We start from the raw sequence: 22,641 nt of genomic DNA, 5'->3' as shown, positions 1-22,641 counted from the left end.
GCCCAGTCTACCGGGGCGCGACGACCTGATCCGCCCGGCATCCGTTCGCCCGCTGACGGTGTTCAGTCGCGGTCGCCCCGGGGCGGAGTGAAGCCGCGGACGTCGTCCAGAGGTGCTGTGTCGTCGAACGCCGGCGTCTCGGAGAAGGGGATGCCGGGCGCCGACGCTGCCGGAGTGAGACTCGGATCGAACTCGGTCATCTCGGCGATCCAGCGGTCCGTGCGCTCTTCGGCCAGCTCATCGCGGTGGCGCGGCGACAGCAACAGGATCGCTGCCCCCACGAGCACCTCCAGACCGAGCGCGAGCATGAAGGGAAGAGCCGCAGGGCCGACATCCGCCAGCCGCCCCGGCCCCATCGAGCCGTTCGCGAGTACCGCGGCGAGGCCCGCCACCCCCGCGCTGACGACGGCGATCCCCACCGCGATCGCTGCGCGCTGCACCGCGCCCAGCGGCGTCCCTTCCCAGACGAGACGGGAACGCACCGCCCAGCCGGCGAACGCGCCGGCCGCGATCGGGACGAGCACCACGATCAGCATCCACATCGAACTGTTCTCGGGCAGCAGCCCGAACATCGGGATACCCGGGACGACCCCCACCTGCGTGCCGGCTGGCGATACCGCGGTTCCGGCGCCGACGGCGAATCCAGGGCCCGCGAGCCACGAGGCCGCCCATACGACCAGGGTGGGGAGATAGGCGAGCTGCGCCAGGGTCATCACGGTCGCCCCGAGTGCATCGACACGGGCGGCTTGGAAAAGCGCGACGACCTCCCCGCCGCGGAACAGCGTCATCACGGCGAGTGCCAGGGCGGCGGCACCGACGACGCCGACCACGGCGAAGGCCGTGCCGCGAACGATCGCGACAGGGACGGGCGCCCAATCCTCGCGGGCGTCGATGCGATCGTGGAGACGATCGAGGATTCCCCCGTCTCCCTCCTCCCACGCGATCCGCACAGCCCCGCACACCGTGCCGACGAGGTAGACAGCGGCGGGGAGAACGATCGCGAGGACCAGAGGGGTCTGCACGGCATCCAGCCGCGCGGTCAGCGCGACGCCGGTGGAGATGGCGGTGAACACCACCGTTCCCGACAGCGAGCCGAGCAGCCAGGTTCCCGCAGCCGCAGCCCTGGCGCCGGAGCGGGCGGCGAAAAGCAGGGTGAAGAGCAGGAAAGCCAGCGGCGTGATCGAGACCGCGAAGGACGCCGCTTGCGGCGGGATCGCGAGAGCGACCAGGAGCTCATCCGGGATGGTGACGGCCAGAGGCACCCCGTGGCCGAACTCCCAGAGCGTACCGGTGAGCGGCCAGAGCGCGCCCCAGTCGGCCGTGACGCCGAAGGCGAGCGTCCACAGCAGCGTCAGCGGCGCGAGCAGCACGACGAGACCGACCGCCGCGGCGATGGCGGCGTCGAAGGCGGCGAGGAGCGCGACGAGGAGGCGTTGCATAGCGTTTCGAGACTACGACGAGTTGCCGACGAAGCCCTGGGGGCGCGCGTGAGGTCGACGACACGATAGCGTTTCTCCGGAGGTTTCCCGATGACAACTGCCCCGCCCGCCCCGGCATCCACCGAACCCAAGAACTCCCTGGACCGCTTCTTCGAGATCAGCAAGCGCGGATCCACGATCGGCACCGAGATCCGAGGGGGCCTGGTGACGTTCGTCACGATGGCGTACATCGTGATCCTCAACCCGATCATCCTCTCCGGCAAGCCCGATGTCGCCGGAGACATGCTCAGCTTCAACGCCGTGGGCGCCGCCACCGCACTGACCGCCGGCGTGATGACGATCCTGTTCGGACTCGTCACGCGCCTGCCTTTCGGTTTCGCCGCCGGACTTGGCATCAACGCCTTCGTCGCGTTCTCGGTCGTCGGACAGGTGACCTGGCCCGAGGCCATGGCCCTCGTGATGATCAACGGCGTCGTCATCGTGCTGCTCGCTGCCACCGGCCTTCGGAAGGCGATCTTCGACGCGGTCCCGTTCCAGCTGAAGATCGCGATCACGGTCGGCATCGGTCTGTTCATCGCCTTCATCGGCTTCGTCAACTCCGGCTTCGTCACCGCGACCGGCGCGTCTTCTCCTCCTGTCGGCCTCGGCGTGAACGGCTCGGTCGCGACCGTTCCGACCCTGCTGTTCGTCATCACCCTCCTCCTCACCGGCATCCTCGTCGCCCTCAAGATCAAGGGCGGCATGCTGATCGGACTCATCGGCGGCACTGTGCTCGCAGTCATCGTCGAGGCGATCTGGCACATCGGGGCCCGCGGCTTCGACGACGAGGGCAACGTGGTGAACCCGGGCGGCTGGGGCCTGACGGTTCCCGCGCTCGACGGCTCCCCCGTGGGTGTCCCCGACCTGAGCCTCATCGGGGCCGTCGACTTCAGCTTCGATCTGAGCAAGGTCAGCCTCGTCGCGATCGTGATGATCGTCTTCACTCTGCTGTTCACGAACTTCTTCGACGCCATGGGCACCATGACGGGCCTCGCCAAGGAGGCGAACCTCGCCGACGACAACGGCGACTTCCCCCGCATCAAGTCGGCACTGGTCGTCGAGGGTGTCGGCGCGATCGCCGGTGGCGCGACGTCCTCGTCCTCGAGCACGGTCTTCATCGAGTCGGGCGCCGGCATCGGTGAGGGTGCGCGCACCGGACTCGCGAACGTGGTGACAGGCATCGTGTTCCTGATCGCGATGTTCCTGACCCCGCTGACGTCGATCGTCCCGACCGAGATCGCCGCCGCCGCGCTGATCATCGTCGGTGCGATGATGATGGCGCAGATCCGCTACATCGACTTCAGCGATTTCCGCGTACTGCTGCCGGTGTTCCTCACCGTCTCTGTCATGCCGCTGACCTACTCGATCGCGAACGGCATCGGCGCGGGCTTCGTCAGCTGGGTGCTCATCCACGCGTTCTCCGGCAAGGCCAAGACGATCAGCCCGCTGCTGTGGGTGGTGGGCGCCGGCTTCCTGATCTTCTTCGCCCGCGGGCCCATCGAGGCACTGTTCGGCGTCGGGATCTGACACCGATCCGAGCTCACGGAAGAGGGGCGGGTGCTGCGGCATCCGCCCCTCTTCCGTACCTCCCTCCGCCGCGGCCGTCACATGCATGAGCATCCGCCGGATGCAGGAACACACGCCCCGAGCGGCCATGCATCCGCTGAGAGGTCATGCGTCTGACGAAGACGGCCACCTCGCGAGGCTCAGGCGTAGGCAGCGGCGAACTCCGGCGACGGCTCGATCGGCTCGATCACGTCGATCAGCACACCGCCAGGCGCCTCGATGATGAAGTGGCGCTGACCGAAGGCCTCGTCGCGGAGCGGCAGCCGCTCCGGCAGACCCCGCTCCCCCACCAGGCGCGCATGCTCGGCAGCGGCATCCGGCACCTCGACGTTGAGCAGCAGCCCGCGCACGGGCTCGCGAAACCCCTCGGGGATGGTCTCGTGCGAACGGTCGAGGATCGCGAGCTCACCGCCATCGAAGCGCAGGCTCACGTACCAGTCGGCCTCGAACACCACCTCGAAGCCGAGCTCCTCTCGATAGAACCGCGCACTCGCTGCGACGTCGTCGACCATCAGCACCGGGTAGAAGCTCGTGATCCGCATTCGTCTCTCCTTTACATACAGAGTGTTTGTATTCTGCGTGACTAGGATACATACAACCTGTACGTAAGGAAAGAGTCATGCCCCGAGCATCCGCTGCCGACGCCGCCGAGACCGCGCGACGAATTCTCGAGACCGCCACGACCCACTTCGCCGAGCACGGGTACGCCACCGCATCCGTGGACGAGATCGCCCGCCTCGCCGGAGTCACACGAGGTGCGGTCTACCACCACTACACGTCGAAGCCGCTGCTCTTCCGCGACGTCGCGGCCGCCCAGCAGCAGTCCGTGGCCGACGCGATCCGCGACGCCACGGAAGACAGTGCTCCGGATGCCGCTCTCCGCGACGGCAGTCACGCGTTCCTCGACGCGATCACCCGGGGAGCGGCGTCACGCGTGCTGCTCGTCGACGGTCCCGCCGTGCTCGGCGGGGAGCAGTGGCGCCGACTCGACGCGGAAGGACCGGAGCAGGAGCTGCGCACGGGCCTACGCGAAGCCGGCGTCTCCCCCGCGCTCGTGGATCCGCTCACGGCCGCACTCTCCGGAGCGATGAACGAGCTCGCCCTGTGGCTCGCCGCGCACCCCGACGACGCCGACGCGCGGCCGGAAGCGCACCTGGCACTCGACCGCATCCTGGATGCCGTGGTCCCGCGCAGCTGAGCGCGATGCGGCGCGGCAGCTGCGCAGCGCACCGACCGGCGTGGAGGGTGGGGTCCCGGCCCTGAAGGAGATCCAGTGCATCAGCGACACCGCAACGACCACCCGTTCGACCTGAGACGGGACGTCGACCGACGCCTCCTCGAGTACCGGGAGCTCATTCTGGCCAGCCTCGAAGGCCTCACCGAAGAGGAGGCGCGGTCCGCGCCGATCCCCGGCGCTCCGAGCCTGCTGGGAGTCGTGCGTCACACGGCGTACGTGGAGGGCGTCTGGTTCGACGAGAGGATCACCGGGCGCCCCCGGGCCGAGATCGGCCTGCCGGTGGCCACCGCCAACTCCTGGAAAGTGCGGCGCAGCGACGATATCGCCGCCCGCCGCTGAAGCGTCACGCACACCCGGGCATGAAAGAAGGCCCCGGAGTGGAGTCCGGGGCCTTCAGATCAAGCGTAGCTCAGATCAGAGCGCTTCGATGATCGCACGCATCAGGTCTGCCGTCTCGGACGGCGTCTTGCCGACCTTGACGCCGGCGGCCTCGAGGGCCTCCTTCTTCGCCTGAGCGGTACCGGCCGAGCCGGAGACGATCGCACCGGCGTGACCCATGGTCTTGCCCTCGGGAGCCGTGAAGCCCGCGACGTAGCCGACGACCGGCTTCGTGACGTTCGCCTTGATGTAGTCGGCCGCGCGCTCCTCGGCGTCGCCGCCGATCTCGCCGATCATGACGATCGCCTTCGTCTCGGGGTCGGCCTCGAACGCGGCGAGCGCGTCGATGTGCGTGGTGCCGATGACCGGGTCGCCGCCGATGCCGATGGCGGTGGAGAAGCCCAGGTCGCGCAGCTCGAACATCATCTGGTAGGTCAGGGTGCCCGACTTCGACACGAGGCCGATCGGTCCCTTGCCCGTGATGTTCGCCGGCGTGATGCCCACGAGCGCCTCGCCCGGCGTGATGATGCCGGGGCAGTTCGGGCCGATGATGCGGGTCTTGTTGCCCTTGCTCTGCGCGTAGGCCCAGGCCTCTGCCGAGTCGCCGACGGGGACACCCTCGGTGATGACCACGAGCAGCGGGATCTCGGCATCGATGGCCTCGATCATCGCGTCCTTGGTGAAGGCACCGGGCACGAAGGCGATCGACACGTCGGCGCCGGTCTCCTTCATGGCCTCGGCGACCGAGGCGAAGACGGGCAGCTCGACGGCGTTGCCGTCCTTGTCGGTGTGCGAGACCGTGGTGCCGGCCTTGCGGGCGTTGACGCCACCGACGACCTGGGTGCCGGCCTTGAGCATCAGCGCGGTGTGCTTGGTGCCCTCACCGCCGGTGATGCCCTGGACGATGACCTTGGAGTCCTTGTTGAGGTAGATCGACATTCTTCTCGTCCTTCAGTCTCAGGCGTTGGCGAGCTCGGCGGCCTTGTCGGCGCCCTCGTCCATGGTGGCGGCCAGGGTCACAAGCGGGTGTGCATACTCGGCGAGGATCGCGCGACCCTCGTCGACGCGGTTGCCGTCCAGGCGCACGACGAGCGGCTTGGAGGCCGTGGCACCCAGCGTCTCGAGGGCACCCTTGATGCCGTTGGCGACGGCGTCGCACGCCGTGATGCCACCGAAGACGTTGACGAACACGCTCTTGACCTGCGGGTCGCCGAGGATGACGTCGAGGCCGGCGGCCATGACCTCGGCCGAGGCGCCGCCGCCGATGTCGAGGAAGTTGGCCGGCTTCACGCCGTTGTGGTTCTCGCCCGCGTAGGCGACCACGTCGAGCGTCGACATGACGAGCCCTGCGCCGTTGCCGATGATGCCGACCTCGCCGTCGAGCTTCACGTAGTTGAGACCCGATGCCTTGGCCTTGGCCTCGAGCGGGTCGGCTGCATCCTTGTCCTCGAGCGCTTCGTGCTCGGGGTGACGGATCTCGGAGGCGTTGTCGTCGAGGGTGACCTTGCCGTCGAGCGCGATGATGTCGCCCTCTTCGGTGCGCACCAGCGGGTTGACCTCGACCAGCGTCGCGTCCTCGCCCTTGTAGACGTCGAAGAGCTTCACGAAGACGTCGGAGACCTTCTCGACGAGGTCTTCGGGGAAGTTCGCCGCGCGGGCGATCTCGACGGCCTTCGCCTTGTCGATGCCCGTGAGCGGGTTGACCTCGACGCGCGCGAGCGCCTCGGGACGCTCGACCGCGAGCTCTTCGATCTCCATGCCGCCCTCGACCGAGCAGAGGCTCAGGTAGGAACGGTTGGCGCGGTCGAGCAGCACGGAGAAGTAGAACTCCTCGGCGATGCGCGCACCCTGCGCGACCATGACGCGCTTGACGACGTGGCCCTTGATGTCGAGGCCGAGGATGGCCTTCGCCGCCTCGTACGCCTCGTCGGGGGTCTTGGCGACCTTGACGCCGCCCGCCTTTCCACGGCCGCCGGTCTTCACCTGAGCCTTGACGACGACCACTCCGCCGATCTTCTCGGCAGCCGCCCTCACCTCTTCAGGGGTGTCCGCGACGATGCCGGCGAGAACCGGCACTCCGTACTTTTCGAAAACGTCTCGTGCCTGGTACTCGTACAGATCCACTGTGGTTCCTTCACTGGGCTGCTGTCTGGTAATTCTCTCGATGTCGAGACATCGACCAGTCCCCCAGCCTACTACCTCGGTCTGAGGACTCCTGCGGCCTCGGTACCCCGATCGGTCAGCGTCGGGTCTGCACTCCGGCGCGACGTGCGGGGAGGGCCACCAGTCGGAGCTGCCGAGCGACCATGAGCGGCATGACCACAAGAGCGCCGCCCGAGGCGATGATCACGGGGCGCACCACGACCACCGGAAGGGAACCCCACAGGGCGATGAGGATCGCGCCTGCCAAGACGGCGACGAGGACGGTCTCGGTCACGACAAGCTGTCTGCGCACCGAAGCGCTGTCCGCGGCCAGTGTCGTCTCCCGACCCCGCACCTCGATGCGAGGAGTCCACTGCGTGCCGTCCCACCAGCGCAGGGTGCCGCGTCGTCGCGTCTCGTACCATCCGGCGCCCACCCTGTCATCGCTCACGCCCCTCAGTATGACGGCGGCGGATCGGCGTCTCCGCACGGCGAGGTCTAGGCTTTCGCCATGCACGAATCCGCAGAACTGCGCACCGGCGTCGTCGCCGCGGCGCTCGAACTCTTCAGCGCCCAGGGGTTCGACCAGACGTCGGTGGAGCAGATCGCCAAGGCGGCGGGCGTCTCCCGATCCACCTTCTTCCGCCAGTTCGGCGGAAAGGAGGACGTGGTCTTCGCTGATCACGAAGTGCTCCTGGAGCAGCTCAGAGAATTCCTCGACGAGGGCCACGACGATCCGTGGGGCGCGGTATGCGCGGCTTCGGAGTCGGTCTTCGCCCACTTCGCCCACGACCCGGAGCTCGCCAGACGCCGCTACCAGATCGTGCGTCAGGTCCCCGTGCTGCGCGAACGCGAGATCATCACGGTGTTCCGCTATGAGCGCCTCTTCGACGACTACCTGCGCAGCGCGCTCCCCGGCGTCGACCCCCTGGATGCGGTGGGTTTCGCCGCGCTCGTGACGGCGGTGCACAACCACGTGCTGCGTCAGCTGCTGCGCGGCCGCAAGAAGGTGCCGCTGGCGACGCTGCAGAACGCGCTGGCCGATGTGCGTCGCCGCTACGGGGTCGCGGGCGAGTCGACCACCGCTCCGGATGACATGGTCGTCGCGGTGTTCCCGCGCTCCATGCCGATCGCCGAGGTCAGTCGCCGACTGCAGTCCCAGCTCGACTAGCCGCACGAGCTCTCTGCCGCTTGCGGGGTCGTGGAACCGAGTGTCGAGGAGTACGATACTTGGTGCCACGAAGGAGCCCAATGAGCACTGCAGCCTCCCCCTTCCCCGGCGAGCGCGTCTCGTCGTACGACATCACCGGACGTCAGGACAGCGACTACTACGCGGTCTTCACCGACATCCCCACCGCCGACCGTGAGGCATGGGATCGCGCGAAGGCCTACGTCGACGAGGTCGCCCCGCAGATGGCGGACGCCTGGGACCGCGCCGAGTACCCGCTCGAGGCCGCGCGCCGGATGGGCGAGATGGACCTCGTCGTCGACGGTGTCCAGCACCCGTCGCTCACGAGCCTGTCACCGCTGGCGGCGGGCCTCGTGAACATGGAGATCTCCCGCGGGGACGGCTCGCTGGGCACGATCCTCGCGGTGCAGGGCGGACTCGCGCTGCGCACCCTGGCCCTGTTCGGCTCCCCCGCACAGCAGGAGAAGTGGCTCACCGCGCTCGCAGACAGCTCGGTGCTCGGCTCATTCGCCCTGACCGAGCCCGATCACGGCTCCGACTCGGTGTCGCTGGAGACCGTGGCCCGCCGCGACGGCGACGGGTGGGTCATCCGCGGCACGAAGAAGTGGATCGGCAACGGCGCGTCCGGCGGCATAACGTTCGTCTGGGCGCGTATCGACGACGAGGGCACCGACGAACACGGCGCGGTGCGGTGCTTCCTCGTGGAGCAGGAGACCCCCGGCTACACCGGAAGCGTCATCCGCGGGAAGGCTTCGCTGCGCGCGATCCACCAGGCGCACATCGTGCTCGACGATGTGCGGGTGCCACTCGACGCCGTGCTGCCGGGGACGAAGAGCTTCAAGGACGCCTCGATCGTGCTGTACGCGACGCGTTCCGGTGTCGCATGGTCGGCGCTCGGACACGCGACCGCCTGCTACGAGGCGGCGCTGGCCTACGCGACTCAGCGAGTGCAGTTCGGAAAGCCCCTCGCGAAGTTCCAGATGGTCCAGGAGCGGCTCACCCACATGCTCGAAGACCTCACCGCCATGCAGCTGTACTGCCGGCGCATGGCCGACCTCGAGACAGCGGGCGAGCTGCGCCCGACCCAGGCCTCGCTCGCGAAGTTCCACAACACGCGTGCCGCGCGCCGGATCGCCTCGACCGCCCGCGACCTGCTCGGCGGCAACGGCATCCTGCTCGAGAACGGCGTGATGCAGCACATGGCCGACATCGAAGCCATCCACACCTACGAGGGCACCGAGAGCGTGCAGGCGCTGCTGCTCGGACGCGACATCACCGGGATGAGCGCGTTCGCCTGAGACAGGAACCTCGGGGTCGACTCACCGGCGTCGGGCGCTCACATGGCGATCTCGACTCGCCGCCGACCCGGCGAAGGCCTGCACGGCGAGGAGCAGGACGAGCGCGACCACCGGCAAGACCCACCCACCGACCGCGGCGTGCAGAATGCCGAGGCCGATCGGACCGAAGCCGGCCAACAGGTAGCCGACTCCCTGCGCCATCGTCGACAGGTGCGCCGTGTGCTGCGCGTCCGGCGCACGGAGCACGATGTACGTCAGCGACAGCGAGATGGCGGCCCCCTGCCCGAGGCCGAGCAGCGTCATCCACAGCCAGGGTGCGGCTCCGCCGGGTGCTACGAGAAGGCCGATCAGCCCTGTCGCGCAGAGGACCGCGGACAGCACGACCGGGAGCCACGTCGGCCGCAGGCGTCGCATCATCGTCGGCACGAGGAGCGCCGCAGCGATCCCGGGAAAGCTGGAGTACGACAGCAGCAGCCCGGCATCGGACACCGAGACGCCGCCGTCGTGCAGCATCGTCGGAATCCAGGTGAGGGCGGCGTAGTAGCTCAGGCTCTGCAATCCCATGAACCCGGTGACGGCCCACGCGACGGGGTCGCGCAGCAGCGCCGACATCCGCGGCTCATCCCGCCGTTCCACGATCGCGTCGACCGGCACGCCGGCGACCGTCGGCGCGTCGGCGACCGTGCGCATCGCCCGGGGCAGCCACACCAGGAGCGCGAGCACGGCGGGAATCGCCCAGATCGCGAGGGCGCCGCGCCACGACCCGTCCAGGGCAGTCATGAACGGCACCGTGAACGCGGCCGCCGCGGCCGCGCCGAGGAACAGTGATGTGGAGTACAGCCCCATCATCAGCCCGACGCGGTGCGCGAAGTCCTGCTTGATCACGGCAGGCATGCAGACGTTCGCCACCGCGATGCCCGCACCGACCAGCACCGTACCGCCGAAGAGCGCCACCGGCGAGGGCACGAGACGGACGCCGATGCCGACCGCCACCACGACCATCGTGAGTGCGAGCAGCCGATGCAGCCCGATCCACCGCGTCAGCGCCGGAGTGAGGAACGCGAAGGCACCGAAGGCGAACACGGGGATCGTCGTCAGCAGCCCGGCCGCGGCGGCGGGGATGCCGAGGTCGTGCTCGATCGCGGGGAGCACCGGTCCGACGGACGCGACCCCCATGCGGAGGTTCAGGGCGATCATCAGCAGACCGATGCCCACGTAGACCCCGGTGAGGACGCCACCTCGGCGGGTGGACGGCGTGGTCAGGGGTGTCGGGGCGGTGTCGAACGGCTCGTGCATCGTGCTCATGCCTCGAGTCCAGCACCTGCCCGGGGTGTCAGGAAACACGTACACTGCATCGTGATGTCGAATACTCGCCAATCATCCCGAACGGTCGACCTGAACCTGGTCGACTTCGACTCCCTCGCCGCGCTGCCCATGGAGGGCGCCTACCGCTTCGCGCACGCCGAGACGTCGCCGCGTCACGCCCACCCCCTGGGGCATTTGGTGCACGCGGCATCGGGGGTGCTGTCGCTGCTCACCGACGAGGGCGCCTGGATCGCGCCGTCGACCCGCATGGCCTGGGTGCCCGCCGGCGCCGAGCATCGTCATCGCGCGCATGGTCGCACGGACATGCGCATCGTCCATCTGACCGGCGAGCTCGCCGCGTCTCTCCCGACCACCCCTGCCGTGCTCGTCGCGACACCGCTGGCACGTGAGGCCGTGCTGGCGATGACGTCCGACTCCACACGCAGCATCACCGCACTGGACCACCTGCGCCGCGTGATCGTCGACGAGGCGATCACCGCGCCGGAGCAGCCCCTGCACCTGCCCGAGCCCCACGATCCGCGTCTGCGTCGGGCGGCCCGCATCGTCGAGGACGACCTCGCCCAGCCCGTGGCGCTCGGCGAGCTCAGCGTGCGCACCGGCACCGCCGAGCGGACACTGAGTCGCCTGTTCCAGCAGGAGACCGGCATGGGATATCGGCAGTGGCGTCTGCAGCTGCGCGTGCACCGCGCGCTCGTCCTGCTCGCCGACGGCACCTCGGTGACCGACACGGCCGCCGCGTGCGGGTGGGCCACGACAAGTCAGTTCATCGAGCAGTTCACACCGCTCGTCGGAATGACCCCCGGCCGATACCGGCTGTCCCAGCCCGTGGAATGACACGCGAGGACACCGTCAACGTCGGCTCGGCGCAGATGCTCAGACCGCGCGCACCATGCACACGAGCCGTTCACGAGCGTCCCACGAGGGCACGCGCTCGAATCCCCGCGATTCATACAGACGCACGGGACCATCACGCCAGTCCCACACCGACAGCCGCACCCGATCAGCGCCGAGATCGGCCGCATCGCGGAGGGCGGCATCCAGCAGCGCCGAACCGACCCCGCGACCGCGCACCTCGGGCTGCGCCCACAGTCGCTTGATCTCGGCCACACCGTCGTGCACGGAGAGCACCACGACCCCGACGACGCGATCGCCGAGCTGAGCGACTCGTACGCGATGCTCGGAGTACGCCACGGCCGGGTCATCGACCTCGCGGAGATAGCGGTCGGGCAGCGGCACGGCAGGATCGCTCTCGGATCCGTGCTCGTGCAGACTCTTCTCCCGCTCGGTCTGCAGCAGATACGCACGCACGGCCGCACCGACCTCGAGCGCGTCGGGGCCCGTCAGGTCGGCGAGCCGTATCGACGGCCGGTCGGCTCCTGATCCGGCATCGACGCTCACGTCAGTCGCAGCCGCAGCCGCCGGAGGGCGTCTTCACCATGAAGCACACCTCGCACACGCCGTAGTCGCGCTCCTCGACAGGCTTCGGCGCCTTCTCCGCCCGGGGTGCGGAGACGCGAGGAGTCGTCGTGCGCTTCGCCGCGCGCGGCGGGGTCAGCGGGATGAACTCGCTCGGGTGGCTGACGTAGTAGTACGGAGCGCGGCCTTCACTCGGCTGCAGACGCAGCGGAGCGGAACCGACGACGAGACGCTCGTCTTCAGTGAAGCCGTTCGTGTAGGTGCGACCGATGTGCAGAGGAGCGCCCTCACCACGACGGATCGCTTCGATGTAGCGACCACGGTCGATGAACGAGCTGATCCCGATCGCTTCGACGATGGCGGTGATGAACGCGTGGTTGGACGGATCGATGCGGTGCGCGCGCAACGCTTCCGCGAGCGAACGGTATGGACGGGAGGTGCCTGCGGGGGTCGGCCCCTGTACTTCTTTCATCAGTTCCAGGATCGCACGCCCAGAGGGGTACGGCCGACCGTTTTCCGCTCGTATACGTGCCAAACTGACGTCATGGCGCAGGCGACGATCATCGGCTCCGGCCCGAACGGGCTCGCTGCCGCAGTGACGCTCGCGCGCGCCGGCTATCGGGTGCGAGTGCTGGAGGGCGCCGACACCATCGGCGGCGGTGTGCGCACACGTGAAGCCACGCTTCCGGGGTTCCGGCACGACGTCTGCTCCGCCGTGCATCCGGCTGCCCTCGCCTCGCCATTCTTCCAGGCGTTCGGCCTCGACCGGCGGATCGAGTGGATCCGTCCCGACGCCTCGTACGCGCATCCGCTCGACGACGGGCGCGCAGCGATCGCCTGGCGCGACATCGAGCGCACGGCGGCGGACCTCGGAGTAGACGGATCCGCCTGGATCTCTCGCCTGCGTCCACTCAGCCGCCACATCGACGGGGTCGTCGACTTCACCGGCAACCAGCTGCTGCGCATCCCCCACGACCCGGTGACCGCCGCACGCTTCGCGATCCGGATGCTCGATCAGGGCACGCCGCTCGCCGCTCACGCGTTCCGCACGGAAGAGGCGGCGGCGCTGATCTCCGGGGTCGTCGCGCACGCGAACTCCCCGCAGCCCTCCCTCGCGGGTGCGGCCGCCGGGCTGCTGCTCGCCGCTCTCGGACACGCGGGGGGCTGGCCGTACCCCCGCGGAGGCGCACAGCGCATCGCCGACGCCATGGTCGCCGACATCGAGCAGCACGGTGGCACGATCGAAGCGGGCACTCCCGTCACCGATCTCGGGACACTGGACTGGGGCGACCCTCGGCGGGGCGACCTGCTGCTGCTGAACACGTCGCCGCGGCTCGCGCTCACGCACCCCGACGTGCCCGCGGGCTATGCACGGGCACTCCGCTCGTACCGTTACGGTCCGGGAGCTGCGAAGGTCGACTTCGCCCTCGACGGACCGATCCCGTGGGCGACCCCCGACGTGGCAGCAGCCCCGACCGTGCATCTGGGCGGCACCCGCGCCGAGGTGTGGGCGAGCGAGAACGCTGTCGCCGCCGGACGCGTGAGCGAGCGACCGTATGTGCTCGCCGTGCAGCCATCGGTGCTCGACGACTCGCGCGCCCCCGAGGGGAAGGCCGTTCTCTGGGCGTACATCCATGTGCCCCCGGGGTCGGACCTCGACCCGACCGCGCTCATCACCGCACAGGTCGAGCGCTTCGCCCCGGGCTTCCGCGACCTCGTCCTCGCGCACCACGCGGTCCCGGCGTCGTCACGCGAGGCGATCAACCCGACGGAGATCGGCGGCGACATCTCCGGTGGCGTGTTCGACATGCGTCAAGCGCTGCGGCGTCCCGCCCTCTCCCCCGCCCCCTGGCGCACGCCGATGCGCGGCGTGTACCTGGCGTCCGCCTCGACGCCTCCCGGGCCCTCCGTGAACGGCATGGCCGGTTGGCATGCCGCCCGCACGGCGTTGCGGGATGCCGGAGAGCCCGCGACGCTGTCCGACCTCTTCGACTGATCGCCTCCCCTTCCGTCGCGGATCCCCGGCGGCCAGGATGGGACCATGCGCTACGACATCCCCGCGCCGATGCTCGCCAAGGCGGTCCCGGCGGTCCCCGACCCCGCGAAGACACCGGCCGGACTCCTGTACGAGCCCAAGTGGGACGGCTTCCGTGGACTCATCGCCTGGGACGGCGAGACGGTGGAGATCGGGTCGCGCGGCGCCAAGCCGCTGACCCGCTACTTCCCTGAGCTGGTCGACGCGATCCCCCAGCTGCTGCCGGAACCGTGCCTGCTCGACGGCGAGATCGTCGTCGCCACCGGACCGCACGGGTCGCAGCGCCTGGACTGGGAGGCCCTCAGCCAGCGCATCCATCCCGCCGCCTCACGCGTCGCCAAACTCGCCGTCGAGACACCGGCGATGTTCATCGCCTTCGACCTTCTCGCCGCCGGGGACGACGATCTGCTCACTCAATCGTTCGAGACCAGGCGCGCACGCCTCGAGACCCTCATGGAGGGCGTCGGACACCCACTGCACATCACCCGCACGACCCGCGATCGCGATGCCGCTGTTCGCTGGCTCTCCGAGTTCGAGGGTGCCGGGCTCGATGGCGTCGTCGCGAAGCCCCTCGACCAGCCCTATGCCCCGGGCAAGCGCACCCTGTTCAAGATCAAGCACGCCCGCACAGCGGACGTCGTCGCGCTCGGCTATCGCATCCACAAGTCGGGCTCGGGAGTCGGGTCGCTCCTGGTCGGGCTGTACGGCGACGATGGGGTGCTCCACCAGGTCGGCGGTGTGGCGGCGTGGAGCGATGCCCGGCGGCAGCAACTCGTCGAGGAGCTCGCCCCGCTGGTCGAGCGCGACGAGTCGGGCGACGCCGTGACAGCCGAGGGCGAACGGTCGAGATTCAGCGGATCGAAGGATGTGTCGTTCGTGCGGCTGCGCCCCGAGCGGGTGCTCGAGGTGCGTTACGACCAGCTCGAAGGCTCCCGTTTCCGCCACACCGTGCAGTTCGAGCGATGGCGCCCCGATCGCGATGCCCGCTCGTGCACCTACGAGCAGCTGGAGACCGTCGCAGGCTACGACCTCGCCGATGTCCTGAGCTGAGCTCTCCTGTGCGGAGCGGGAGCCGTCACTCCTTCTCGGCCGGGGTGCCGTCCTCGTCCCAGTTCGCTGCGACCTTCTTGCTCGGCTGCACGCGTGGCGGCTCACCCGGCATCTTCGGGAACTCAGGAGGGAAGGGCAGCTCGCCGAGCCCGTTCTCCTTGTCGCGCTCCCACCACTTCAGCAGTGTGTCGATGCGTCCCGGGCTGTGCTGCATCGACGCCCACGGATCGCCGACCTCGTCCAGACGGCTCGGGATGCTGCGCACCGTGAACGTCTTCGGGTCGAGCCCGTCGAGCTCTTCCCATGAGACCGGCGTCGAGACCGTCGCCCCGGGAAGCGCACGAGGACTGTAGGCACCGGCCATCGTTCGGTCGCGGTTGGCCTGGTTGAAGTCGACGAAGATGCGCTCACCCCGCTCCTCCTTCCACCAGTTCGTCGTCACCTGATCCGGCATCCGTCGCTCCAGCTCGCGCCCGGCGGCGATCACGGCATGCCGCACGTCCAGGAACTCGTGGGTCGGCTCGATCGGCGCGAACACGTGGAGTCCGCGGTTGCCGCTGGTCTTGGCGAAGGCTTCCAGTCCGGCCTCGCGCAACACCTCACGCAGGGTATGCGCGGCTGTGACAGCATCCGCGAAATCTGTGCCCGGCTGCGGATCGAGGTCGATGCGCAGCTCGATGGGGTTGTCGGGGTCGGTGGCGAGCGATGCCCAGGGGTGGAACACGATCGTGTTCATCTGCACGGCCCACACGATCGCGCTCGCACGGTTCAACACGATCTGCGGATGCTGGCGCCCACTGTTGTAGGTCACCGTCTCGGCGTCGACGAAGTCGGGGGTGCCCTTGGGCGGGTTCTTCGAGAAGAAGCCCTCGGCTCGCGCTCCACCGGCCGGACCGATGCCGTCGCGGAACCGCTCGAGCGAGACCGGGCGGTTGCCGTTCGCTGTCAGGAAGGGCGCCGCGACGAGCTGCACGTACTCGGCCAGTTCTGCCTTGGTGATGCCGAGGTCGGGCCACACCACGCGGTTCGGGCTGGACAGCGCGACCTCGCGCTCCCCATCGGAGTCGGCGACGGTCAGGGTCACACGTTCTGAGGCCATGCTCCGACCCTAGAGCGCAGCCCGGACAGACGGAACCCCGCGCACGTCGTCAGTGCGCGGGGTTCGAGTCGGGCCGCGTGGTCGAGTCGTATCAGTCGCCGAGGTCGACCGCGAGCACGAGGACCGGTGTGAGCGCGGCCCGCTCGACGACGATCGAGGGACCGGCGGAGTCCACGATCACTCCGGCGATGTCGGCGTGGCTCGTGAGCACCTTCGCCAGCTGCTCCGGCGCGAACGGGAGCGGACGGTCGCCGCGTCCGAGCGCGATGACCTCGAGCGGGTGCGAGAACAGCTGCAGGAACCGGCGTCCGTCGGTGGTCTGCGCCTCGGCGATGCCGACGGGACCACCGCCGGAACCGTCGTTGACCGCGACCCACATCCGCGTGGTCGCGAGGGCTTCGCCGACCTTGACGACGGAGTCCTGTTCGCGGGGCGCAGCGAGGATGCTCTTCACCGTCATGTCGACATCAGCCTGCTCGAGCGTCTTCTGCAGCAGCTCGGTCGGGAACACCACCCGGTGCGGGGCCGAGGCGTTGTCGACGATGAGGCCGGCGAAGTCACCGGAAACGACTTGCTGCAGCACCGAGGTGACGGGCTGCGCCACCGCCGATGTCGCAGACGGATCCGCCTCGAGCTGTACGGAATCGCGCACTGCGCCGGCCGAGCTGAACGCCAGCATGTACTGACGGTCTTCGCTGTCGCGGACGACGGCGACGGAGAGCGCCTTGCCCTCGCTGATCTGTGCACGCGCATCGCCGTTCACGCGGATGTACAGGTGCCCCTGGAGCGCCTGACGCATCACGCCGAGCAGCTGGTCGTTGGTTGCGCCCGCTTCGATCTCGGTGAGGGCCTCACGCAGGAGCACGTTGTCCTTCATCCCGGCGACCGTCTCGGTCTGCTCCGGCGGCAGCGCGGAAGCCAGCGGCAGGCGCCGCTCCTGAGACGTCTCGGGCTGAACGGCCGGACGCGCAGAAGCCTGCGGTGCGGCCGGCGGGGTCGCATCGGACGGGGCGTCGGAGGTCGGAAGACCCTCAGCGGTCGGGAGGGCGACCTCGGGGCCGGCCTCGGCACCGACACCCCGGAACGCCTGTACGGAGATCGCGATCGATGGCGCTTCGACGGACTGCTCGCCGGCCGCGCTCTCCGCGGCAGGGCTCGCACCGGTCAGCTCCTCGGGGGCGACGGCACCGACCTCGGCCTGCTCGAAGCGGGCCTGCGCGGCGTCAGCCTGCGCGGCTTCGGCATGGGCGGTGTCGTTCGCGACATCCTCGGCGGTGGGGGCGACGGCATCGTCACCGGACTTCTTGCGGCGGGAGAAGAGGGCCATATGAGCCAGCCTAACCGGCAATCCCGCCGGTGTTCCGTCGAAACGGGAACAGGCGCGGTGACGTCAGATCTTCTCGATCGGAGCGACCTTGATGAGGAGCTTCTTCTGCCCCGCCGAGTCGAATCGCACATGGGCGATGCGCTTCGCCCCCTCGCCGGTCACCGCGTCCACCCGGCCCTCACCGAAGTCGACGTGACGGATGCGGTCGCCGGCTGCGAGCTCGAGGTCGCCGTTGTCGCGCATCTTGGCCGTGACCCGGTTGGGGAACTTGTCCATCGCCGTCGACAGCGGCTTGAGGGAGTCACGTCCCGGCAGCGATTTCACCGCGAAACGGTCGCCCGAGCCCGAGCCACCGAAACTGCCCTGGCGACGCGCGTTCAGCGCGCGCGACTGCATTCCGCCGCGCGAGTTCACATCTCCCGGCGACTGCCGCCAATCGATCAGGCTCGCGGGGATCTCCTGCAGGAAGCGACTGGGCATCGCGACCGTGACCTCACCGAACTGCGCCCTCGTCATCGCGAGGGACAGATGCAGACGCTTGCGGGCACGCGTGATGCCGACGTAGAAGAGTCGTCGTTCCTCTTGCGGCCCCCCGGGCTCGCCAGCCGAGATGCGGTGCGGGATGAGGTCTTCCTCGACCCCCGTGACGAAAACAGCGTCGTACTCCAGGCCCTTGGCCGTGTGCATGGTCATGAGGGAGACCGAGCCCGATTCGTCGTCGAGGTCGTCGGCGTCGGAGACCAGGGCGACTTCGGTGAGGAAGTCGACGATCGTGCCCTCGGGGTTGTTGCGGGCGAAGTCGCGGGCGACGGCCACGAACTCGTCGAGGTTCTCCACCCGCGCCTCGTCCTGCGGGTCGCGGCTCGCGCGCAGGGCGTCGAGGTATCCGCTCTTGCCCAGCAGCACGCTCAGGCCGTCGGCGACGGTCGTGGGCGGGGGCAGCTCCCCGGTGGCCGGGATCATGATCGCGGTGGCTTCGGCGAGCACCGCATCGAGCTTGGCGATCGCCGCCTGGATCTTCGGACCGACGCCGAGCTGGCCCGGCATCGACAGCGCGTCGCGGAAGCTGATGCCGTGCTCTTCCGCGAACCGCGCGATGGCGGTCTCGGTCACATCGCCGATGCCGCGTCGCGGCTTGTTCAGAATGCGCCGCACCGACATCTCGTCGGCCGGGTTCGCCACGGCGACGAGGTACGCGAGCGCGTCCTTGATCTCGGCGCGATCGTAGAACTTGGTGCCGCCCATGATCTTGTAGGGCACCGCCGAGCGGATGAAGATCTCTTCGAGCGCACGGGACTGCGAGTTCGTGCGGTAGAAGACCGCCATCTCGGAGTAGGGCATGCCGGCTCGATGCAGCGCCTCGACCTCGTCAGCCACGAACTGCGCCTCGTCGTGCTGCGAGTAGCCGGTGAAGCCGACGATGAGATCGCCCTCGCCGCGGTCGCTCCAGAGCTTCTTGTCCTTGCGATCGAAGTTGTTGCCGATCACCGCGTTCGCTGCGGACAGGATGTTCTGCGTGGAGCGGTAGTTCTGCTCGAGCAGAACCACGCGGGCGCCGGGGAAATCGCGTTCGAACTCGCTGATGTTGCGGATGTCCGCACCGCGGAACGCGTAGATCGATTGGTCGGAGTCGCCGACCACGGTGAGCGAGGCACCGGGCTCTCCGGCGTCTGCCGTGGGCGCGGGGTCGGGCTCGAAGATCATCATGCCGTTGGAGGCATACGGATCCGGCGCGGCACCGGCCGCTCCGGACACAGGGCGCGTGAGCTCGTGGATCAGCGAGTACTGCGCGTGGTTCGTGTCCTGGTACTCGTCGACCAGGATGTGGCGGAAGCGACGGCGGTAGGTGTCGGCGACCTGCGGGAACGCCCGGAACAGGTACACGGTCTGTCCGATGAGATCGTCGAAGTCGAAGGCGTTGGCCTTCTGCAGCTGTCGCTGGTAGTCGGCGAACACCTCGACGAAGACGCGCTCGGCCGGGTCGCTCATGTTGGCCTGACGCGCATACGACTCGGCGTCCGACAGCTCGTTCTTCAGCTTCGAGATGCGCGACTGCACGGAAGCAGGCGTGAGCCCGTAGGCGTCGGCCTCGTGCTCCTTGACCAGTCGCTTGAGCAGGGCCCGAGAATCGCCGGAATCGTAGATGGTGAACGACTTCGTGTACCCGAACTGCTCGGCCTCGCGGCGCAGGATGCGCACGCACGCGGAGTGGAACGTGGAGATCCACATGCCACGGGCGGCGTCGCCGATCAGTCCTTCGACGCGCTCGCGCATCTCTCCGGCTGCCTTGTTCGTGAAGGTGATCGCGAGGATCTGACTCGGCCATGCCTCGCGGGCGCGCAACAGCGAGGCGATGCGTCGGGTGAGCACGCTCGTCTTGCCCGATCCGGCACCCGCGACGATGAGCAGCGCGGGGCCGCGATAGGTGACGGCCTCGAGCTGCTGAGGGTTGAGTCCGGCGAGGAGATCGTCGTGCTCCGGGGTTCCCGACGAGCGAGGACCGGCGGTGGAGGGGACGATGAGAGGAGCTTCGGTCATGGCCTTATGAGTCTAGGCGTCGGCACCGACACCACGGCACGGGATCGTGCCCGCCGGAGGCCTGCTCACGACACGGTGTCCCGCGGGAGCCACCGGGTCTCCAGCGCGAGACGTCCGGCCGGGAGCACGTATGTCGCGGCGAAGGAGCGGCGCACTCGCATCATGACCTTCGCACGCCCCAGAACCTGGACGCGCATGGTCGCCGCGAAGACTCCGTACAGCGCGAACACGACGAAGGCGAGCACCATGAACACCAGGCTGAGCCCGACCCCGACGGAGACCGCCGCCGCTTGGCATCCCCAGGCGCCCGACCTATCGTGGACTCTGTCCGTTCATCCATCCGGTCGATCGGACGCGCAGATTCCGGGGGGGAGCCGACCAGATGGCGGAGATCGAAGTCCACAGCGAGGCCTATGCCGCCGCGCGAAGCACGCTGACGGAGGCCGCGGCGAAGCTCGCGTCCGCGCGGAACAGCATCTCGTCCGCGGTGCCCGGTATGGCCTTCGGGCCGATCGGCGCGTTCATCCCCCCGGTGCTCAACTCGGTCGGGGCCGTCGTCGAGGGAGCGACCGGCTTCGTCGGGACGGTCTCGCAGCGCACCGCCGACGGCGTGGAGAAGGCCGTGGCGGGTTTCCGCACCGTCGACGACGACGGCCGCGCCGATCTCGAGCGCATCGCCGCGGGGGGCTGAGGTGAGCACCGCCATCCTGCCGGACGCGGACGCAGCCGCGTCCGCCCTCGCCTCGGGAAGCTGGAGCAGTCAGCTCCCCGCCCGTGGCGGCGCCGGCGACGACTGCGGCGGCGGACTGCATGGCTTCGCCTCCGAGATCATGCGTTTCGTCCGACCACTGGAGCAGCTTCTCGAGCAGGTGACGGGTGACCCGGCGGGGCTGTATCAGGCGTCCCACACCTGGGAGACGTACGCAGGCGACGTGCAATCGGTCTCCGCGCTCTATCAGCAGGCGCTCTCGCAGATCAGCGGGCAGGTGCAGGGGCTGACCGCCCTGGTCGTGGAGGGCTCCCTGCGGGTGCTGACCGCTGCGACGCATTCGATCGCCGACTGGTCGAAGGTGATGAGCCAGGCGCTGCAGCTGTGCGTGCGCGCCGTCGAGGTCATGCGCTCTCTGGTGTGCGCCGGATTCGAGCTGCTGTCGACCGTGGGCGGCAGCATCAAGGACTTCCTGTTCGGCAGCTGGCCCTGGGAACTCGACAAGAAGGCGCAGGTGATCCAGGACTTCGCCGACAACTGCGCGCAGGTCATCGCCGAGGTCACCTCCAACATCGACCGCGCCCTGCAGGCGCTGCGGGAGATGCTGCGACTGGCGACCGACCTCTACCGGGCGATCGTCCCGTTCCATCAGCGCCTCGAGAACCTACTCGGCGAACTCCTGGAGCAGTTTCCCCCTGGACAGCTCCTCGGCCCCCTGGGCGGCCTGCCCGGAGCGATCCCTCCCGGCGGCATGGGAGACACGTACGATCCCGGCCCCACCCCCTACCCCGGCTCGGACCACCGATTCGTCGGCGACTACGACCTGGGCTACTCCCATCAGTTCGACCTCGGAGCCACCGACATGACCACCGAGCAGCTCAACCAGATGCTCCAGCAGGAATTCGGTCACGTCTTCCTCCCGTCGCGCGAAGGCGACAACTCTCAGCTCAACATGCAGCTCAGCGGCGAGGGGCAGACCATCAAGACCTCGCTGTTCGGCATGGGCATCCCCGGGGTCACCTCCGGCGACATCGTCGTGCAGCAGGTGACGAACGACGGGTTCGTGATCGCCGCGAAGCCGGGACACCCGGAGTACCCGGGTGAGGTGGCCTTCCGACTGCGCAACGTCGACGGTCGCGGGGTGTTCGAGGTCACGGGTGCCTACGACGAGACGATCCTGTCCGGCATGGGCTTTCCCGGCAACACCAACCCGGCCTACGCCGGCATCGCCGATGTCAGCATCTGGTCCGACATGCAGTACCGACTCGAGGACATGATGCATTATGGCCGCTAAGCGCTGGTTCGCCCTCTCCCTCGTCGCCGTGAGCATGCTAGCCCTCACGGGGTGCACGATCGGCGGCGGCGTGGGGGAAGGCATCCCCCACGATGCGGCATCCGGCGGCCAGACCCTCGCCGAGATGCGCGATTCCCTCGACGCGCTCCCTGGCATCTCTGTCGCCGAGATCACGGGCGGCGACCGACCGAACGTCAAGGGCAACACCGGGTACGCCGTCGCCCTCGAGGTCGAGCCGGGCTACGCGATCGCCGACGGCGCGGCGCTCGTCGACTTCGTCGTCGCCTCGGTCTGGTCGGTACGCGAGGGCTACATGCCCAACTCCCGGATCGACATCAGCGTGCGCACCACGTCGCCCCAGGGCTTCGACGTGGCGGCGGCCGCGGCACAGGCCGGGTGGGTCCAGGATGCGGCGACCGCGGCGACCGCCTACAGCTCCGCATCCATCGAGGTGGCCCAGAACAAGGAACAGGGCGCACGCAATGTCGAACGACTCGGCACGTGGCCGGGTGCGGCGCCGGAACTCCCCTCCGGCGTGACCGAGCAGGAATGACGGAGG

General features: G+C 68.9%; 23 protein-coding genes. 11 read left to right on the top strand and 12 right to left on the bottom strand.

The features are described from left to right. Positions 1–62: 62 nt before the first annotated feature. Positions 63–1,439 carry a DUF6350 family protein gene (locus tag ACIQLD_RS16875; protein ID WP_402609829.1) on the bottom strand — a complete coding sequence of 459 codons (1,377 nt, stop codon included), beginning with the start codon at positions 1,437–1,439 and terminating at the stop codon, positions 63–65. A 90-nt stretch (positions 1,440–1,529) separates the two neighbouring features. Here ACIQLD_RS16875 and ACIQLD_RS16870 point away from each other — a divergent pair, with 90 nt between their 5' ends. Continuing rightward, entirely contained in the window at positions 1,530–3,005 is a 1,476-nt protein-coding gene (locus ACIQLD_RS16870) for an NCS2 family permease (protein WP_402609828.1), read from the top strand. A gap of 179 nt (positions 3,006–3,184) precedes the next feature. On the opposite strand, the gene ACIQLD_RS16865 is transcribed toward ACIQLD_RS16870, so the two are convergent. Beyond that, on the bottom strand, positions 3,185–3,586 hold the full coding sequence (locus ACIQLD_RS16865; RefSeq protein ID WP_402609826.1) for a VOC family protein: 402 nt from the start codon (positions 3,584–3,586) through the stop codon (positions 3,185–3,187). A 77-nt stretch (positions 3,587–3,663) separates the two neighbouring features. On the opposite strand from ACIQLD_RS16865, the gene ACIQLD_RS16860 reads away from it, so the two are divergent. Together ACIQLD_RS16860 and ACIQLD_RS16855 are read left to right on the top strand one after the other, a co-directional pair. Beyond that, on the top strand, positions 3,664–4,242 hold the full coding sequence (locus ACIQLD_RS16860; protein WP_402609824.1) for a TetR/AcrR family transcriptional regulator: 579 nt from the start codon (positions 3,664–3,666) through the stop codon (positions 4,240–4,242). Positions 4,243–4,317: 75 nt separating this feature from the next. Beyond that, complete coding sequence (locus ACIQLD_RS16855; RefSeq protein ID WP_402609822.1) at positions 4,318–4,620, top strand: DUF664 domain-containing protein; 303 nt, start codon at positions 4,318–4,320, stop codon at positions 4,618–4,620. A 75-nt stretch (positions 4,621–4,695) separates the two neighbouring features. Here ACIQLD_RS16855 and sucD read toward each other — a convergent pair whose 3' ends face one another. The 3 genes from sucD to ACIQLD_RS16840 all read right to left on the bottom strand — a co-directional run bounded on the left by sucD (position 4,696) and on the right by ACIQLD_RS16840 (position 7,252). Continuing rightward, on the bottom strand, positions 4,696–5,598 hold the full coding sequence (gene sucD, locus ACIQLD_RS16850) for a succinate--CoA ligase subunit alpha (protein ID WP_021198863.1): 903 nt from the start codon (positions 5,596–5,598) through the stop codon (positions 4,696–4,698). A gap of 18 nt (positions 5,599–5,616) precedes the next feature. Then, positions 5,617–6,783 carry an ADP-forming succinate--CoA ligase subunit beta gene (sucC, locus tag ACIQLD_RS16845; protein WP_136056175.1) on the bottom strand — a complete coding sequence of 389 codons (1,167 nt, stop codon included), beginning with the start codon at positions 6,781–6,783 and terminating at the stop codon, positions 5,617–5,619. 115 nt (positions 6,784–6,898) lie between these two features. Next, complete coding sequence (locus ACIQLD_RS16840; RefSeq protein WP_402609819.1) at positions 6,899–7,252, bottom strand: DUF2510 domain-containing protein; 354 nt, start codon at positions 7,250–7,252, stop codon at positions 6,899–6,901. 60 nt (positions 7,253–7,312) lie between these two features. On the opposite strand from ACIQLD_RS16840, the gene ACIQLD_RS16835 reads away from it, so the two are divergent. After that, a complete protein-coding gene (locus ACIQLD_RS16835; protein WP_402609817.1) occupies positions 7,313–7,972 on the top strand; it encodes a TetR/AcrR family transcriptional regulator in 660 nt (219 codons plus the stop codon). Between the two features lie 80 nt (positions 7,973–8,052). After that, positions 8,053–9,288, top strand: a complete 1,236-nt coding sequence (locus ACIQLD_RS16830; protein WP_402609815.1) for an acyl-CoA dehydrogenase family protein — start codon at positions 8,053–8,055, stop codon at positions 9,286–9,288. A gap of 21 nt (positions 9,289–9,309) precedes the next feature. On the opposite strand, the gene ACIQLD_RS16825 is transcribed toward ACIQLD_RS16830, so the two are convergent. Beyond that, positions 9,310–10,593 carry a CynX/NimT family MFS transporter gene (locus tag ACIQLD_RS16825; protein ID WP_402609813.1) on the bottom strand — a complete coding sequence of 428 codons (1,284 nt, stop codon included), beginning with the start codon at positions 10,591–10,593 and terminating at the stop codon, positions 9,310–9,312. A gap of 54 nt (positions 10,594–10,647) precedes the next feature. Here ACIQLD_RS16825 and ACIQLD_RS16820 point away from each other — a divergent pair, with 54 nt between their 5' ends. After that, positions 10,648–11,448: a helix-turn-helix domain-containing protein gene (locus tag ACIQLD_RS16820; RefSeq protein WP_402609811.1), complete on the top strand. Its 801-nt coding sequence runs from the start codon at positions 10,648–10,650 to the stop codon at positions 11,446–11,448. Between the two features lie 39 nt (positions 11,449–11,487). Here the strand turns inward: ACIQLD_RS16820 and ACIQLD_RS16815 are convergent, their stop codons facing one another. Continuing rightward, positions 11,488–12,012 (bottom strand): GNAT family N-acetyltransferase, encoded by a 525-nt coding sequence (locus tag ACIQLD_RS16815; protein ID WP_402609809.1) that lies wholly within the window; start codon positions 12,010–12,012, stop codon positions 11,488–11,490. A 1-nt stretch (position 12,013) separates the two neighbouring features. Then, entirely contained in the window at positions 12,014–12,502 is a 489-nt protein-coding gene (locus ACIQLD_RS16810) for a hypothetical protein (RefSeq protein WP_402609807.1), read from the bottom strand. A gap of 72 nt (positions 12,503–12,574) precedes the next feature. On the opposite strand from ACIQLD_RS16810, the gene ACIQLD_RS16805 reads away from it, so the two are divergent. Then, a complete protein-coding gene (locus ACIQLD_RS16805) occupies positions 12,575–14,026 on the top strand; it encodes a phytoene desaturase family protein (protein ID WP_402609805.1) in 1,452 nt (483 codons plus the stop codon). A gap of 45 nt (positions 14,027–14,071) precedes the next feature. Continuing rightward, positions 14,072–15,115 (top strand): ATP-dependent DNA ligase, encoded by a 1,044-nt coding sequence (locus ACIQLD_RS16800; protein ID WP_402609803.1) that lies wholly within the window; start codon positions 14,072–14,074, stop codon positions 15,113–15,115. A gap of 25 nt (positions 15,116–15,140) precedes the next feature. Here the strand turns inward: ACIQLD_RS16800 and ligD are convergent, their stop codons facing one another. The 4 genes from ligD to ACIQLD_RS16780 form a co-directional block, all read right to left on the bottom strand. Beyond that, positions 15,141–16,214, bottom strand: coding sequence for a non-homologous end-joining DNA ligase (gene ligD / locus ACIQLD_RS16795; RefSeq protein ID WP_402609801.1), 1,074 nt, complete (start codon positions 16,212–16,214; stop codon positions 15,141–15,143). A 91-nt stretch (positions 16,215–16,305) separates the two neighbouring features. Further along, a complete protein-coding gene (locus ACIQLD_RS16790) occupies positions 16,306–17,541 on the bottom strand; it encodes an SseB family protein (protein WP_402609799.1) in 1,236 nt (411 codons plus the stop codon). 63 nt (positions 17,542–17,604) lie between these two features. Further along, a complete protein-coding gene (locus tag ACIQLD_RS16785; RefSeq protein ID WP_402609797.1) occupies positions 17,605–20,079 on the bottom strand; it encodes an ATP-dependent helicase in 2,475 nt (824 codons plus the stop codon). Positions 20,080–20,144: 65 nt separating this feature from the next. Continuing rightward, a complete protein-coding gene (locus tag ACIQLD_RS16780; protein ID WP_402609794.1) occupies positions 20,145–20,327 on the bottom strand; it encodes a hypothetical protein in 183 nt (60 codons plus the stop codon). Between the two features lie 134 nt (positions 20,328–20,461). On the opposite strand from ACIQLD_RS16780, the gene ACIQLD_RS16775 reads away from it, so the two are divergent. From ACIQLD_RS16775 to ACIQLD_RS16765, 3 genes are read left to right on the top strand one after another with little or no spacing between them, the layout of a single operon-like run. After that, entirely contained in the window at positions 20,462–20,770 is a 309-nt protein-coding gene (locus ACIQLD_RS16775; protein ID WP_402609792.1) for a hypothetical protein, read from the top strand. 1 nt (position 20,771) lies between these two features. Beyond that, complete coding sequence (locus tag ACIQLD_RS16770) at positions 20,772–22,082, top strand: hypothetical protein (RefSeq protein ID WP_402609790.1); 1,311 nt, start codon at positions 20,772–20,774, stop codon at positions 22,080–22,082. Further along, positions 22,072–22,635 carry a hypothetical protein gene (locus ACIQLD_RS16765; RefSeq protein ID WP_402609788.1) on the top strand — a complete coding sequence of 188 codons (564 nt, stop codon included), beginning with the start codon at positions 22,072–22,074 and terminating at the stop codon, positions 22,633–22,635. The genes ACIQLD_RS16770 and ACIQLD_RS16765 overlap by 11 nt, the downstream gene beginning before the upstream one ends. The last annotated feature ends 6 nt before the right edge of the window (positions 22,636–22,641 follow it).

Source organism: Microbacterium sp. NPDC091662, from assembly GCF_044756705.1.
Classification (GTDB): Bacteria; Actinomycetota; Actinomycetes; order Actinomycetales; family Microbacteriaceae; genus Microbacterium.
The sequence above is the reverse complement of the archived record's forward strand: the minus strand, read 5'-3'. Positions and strand labels throughout refer to the sequence as shown.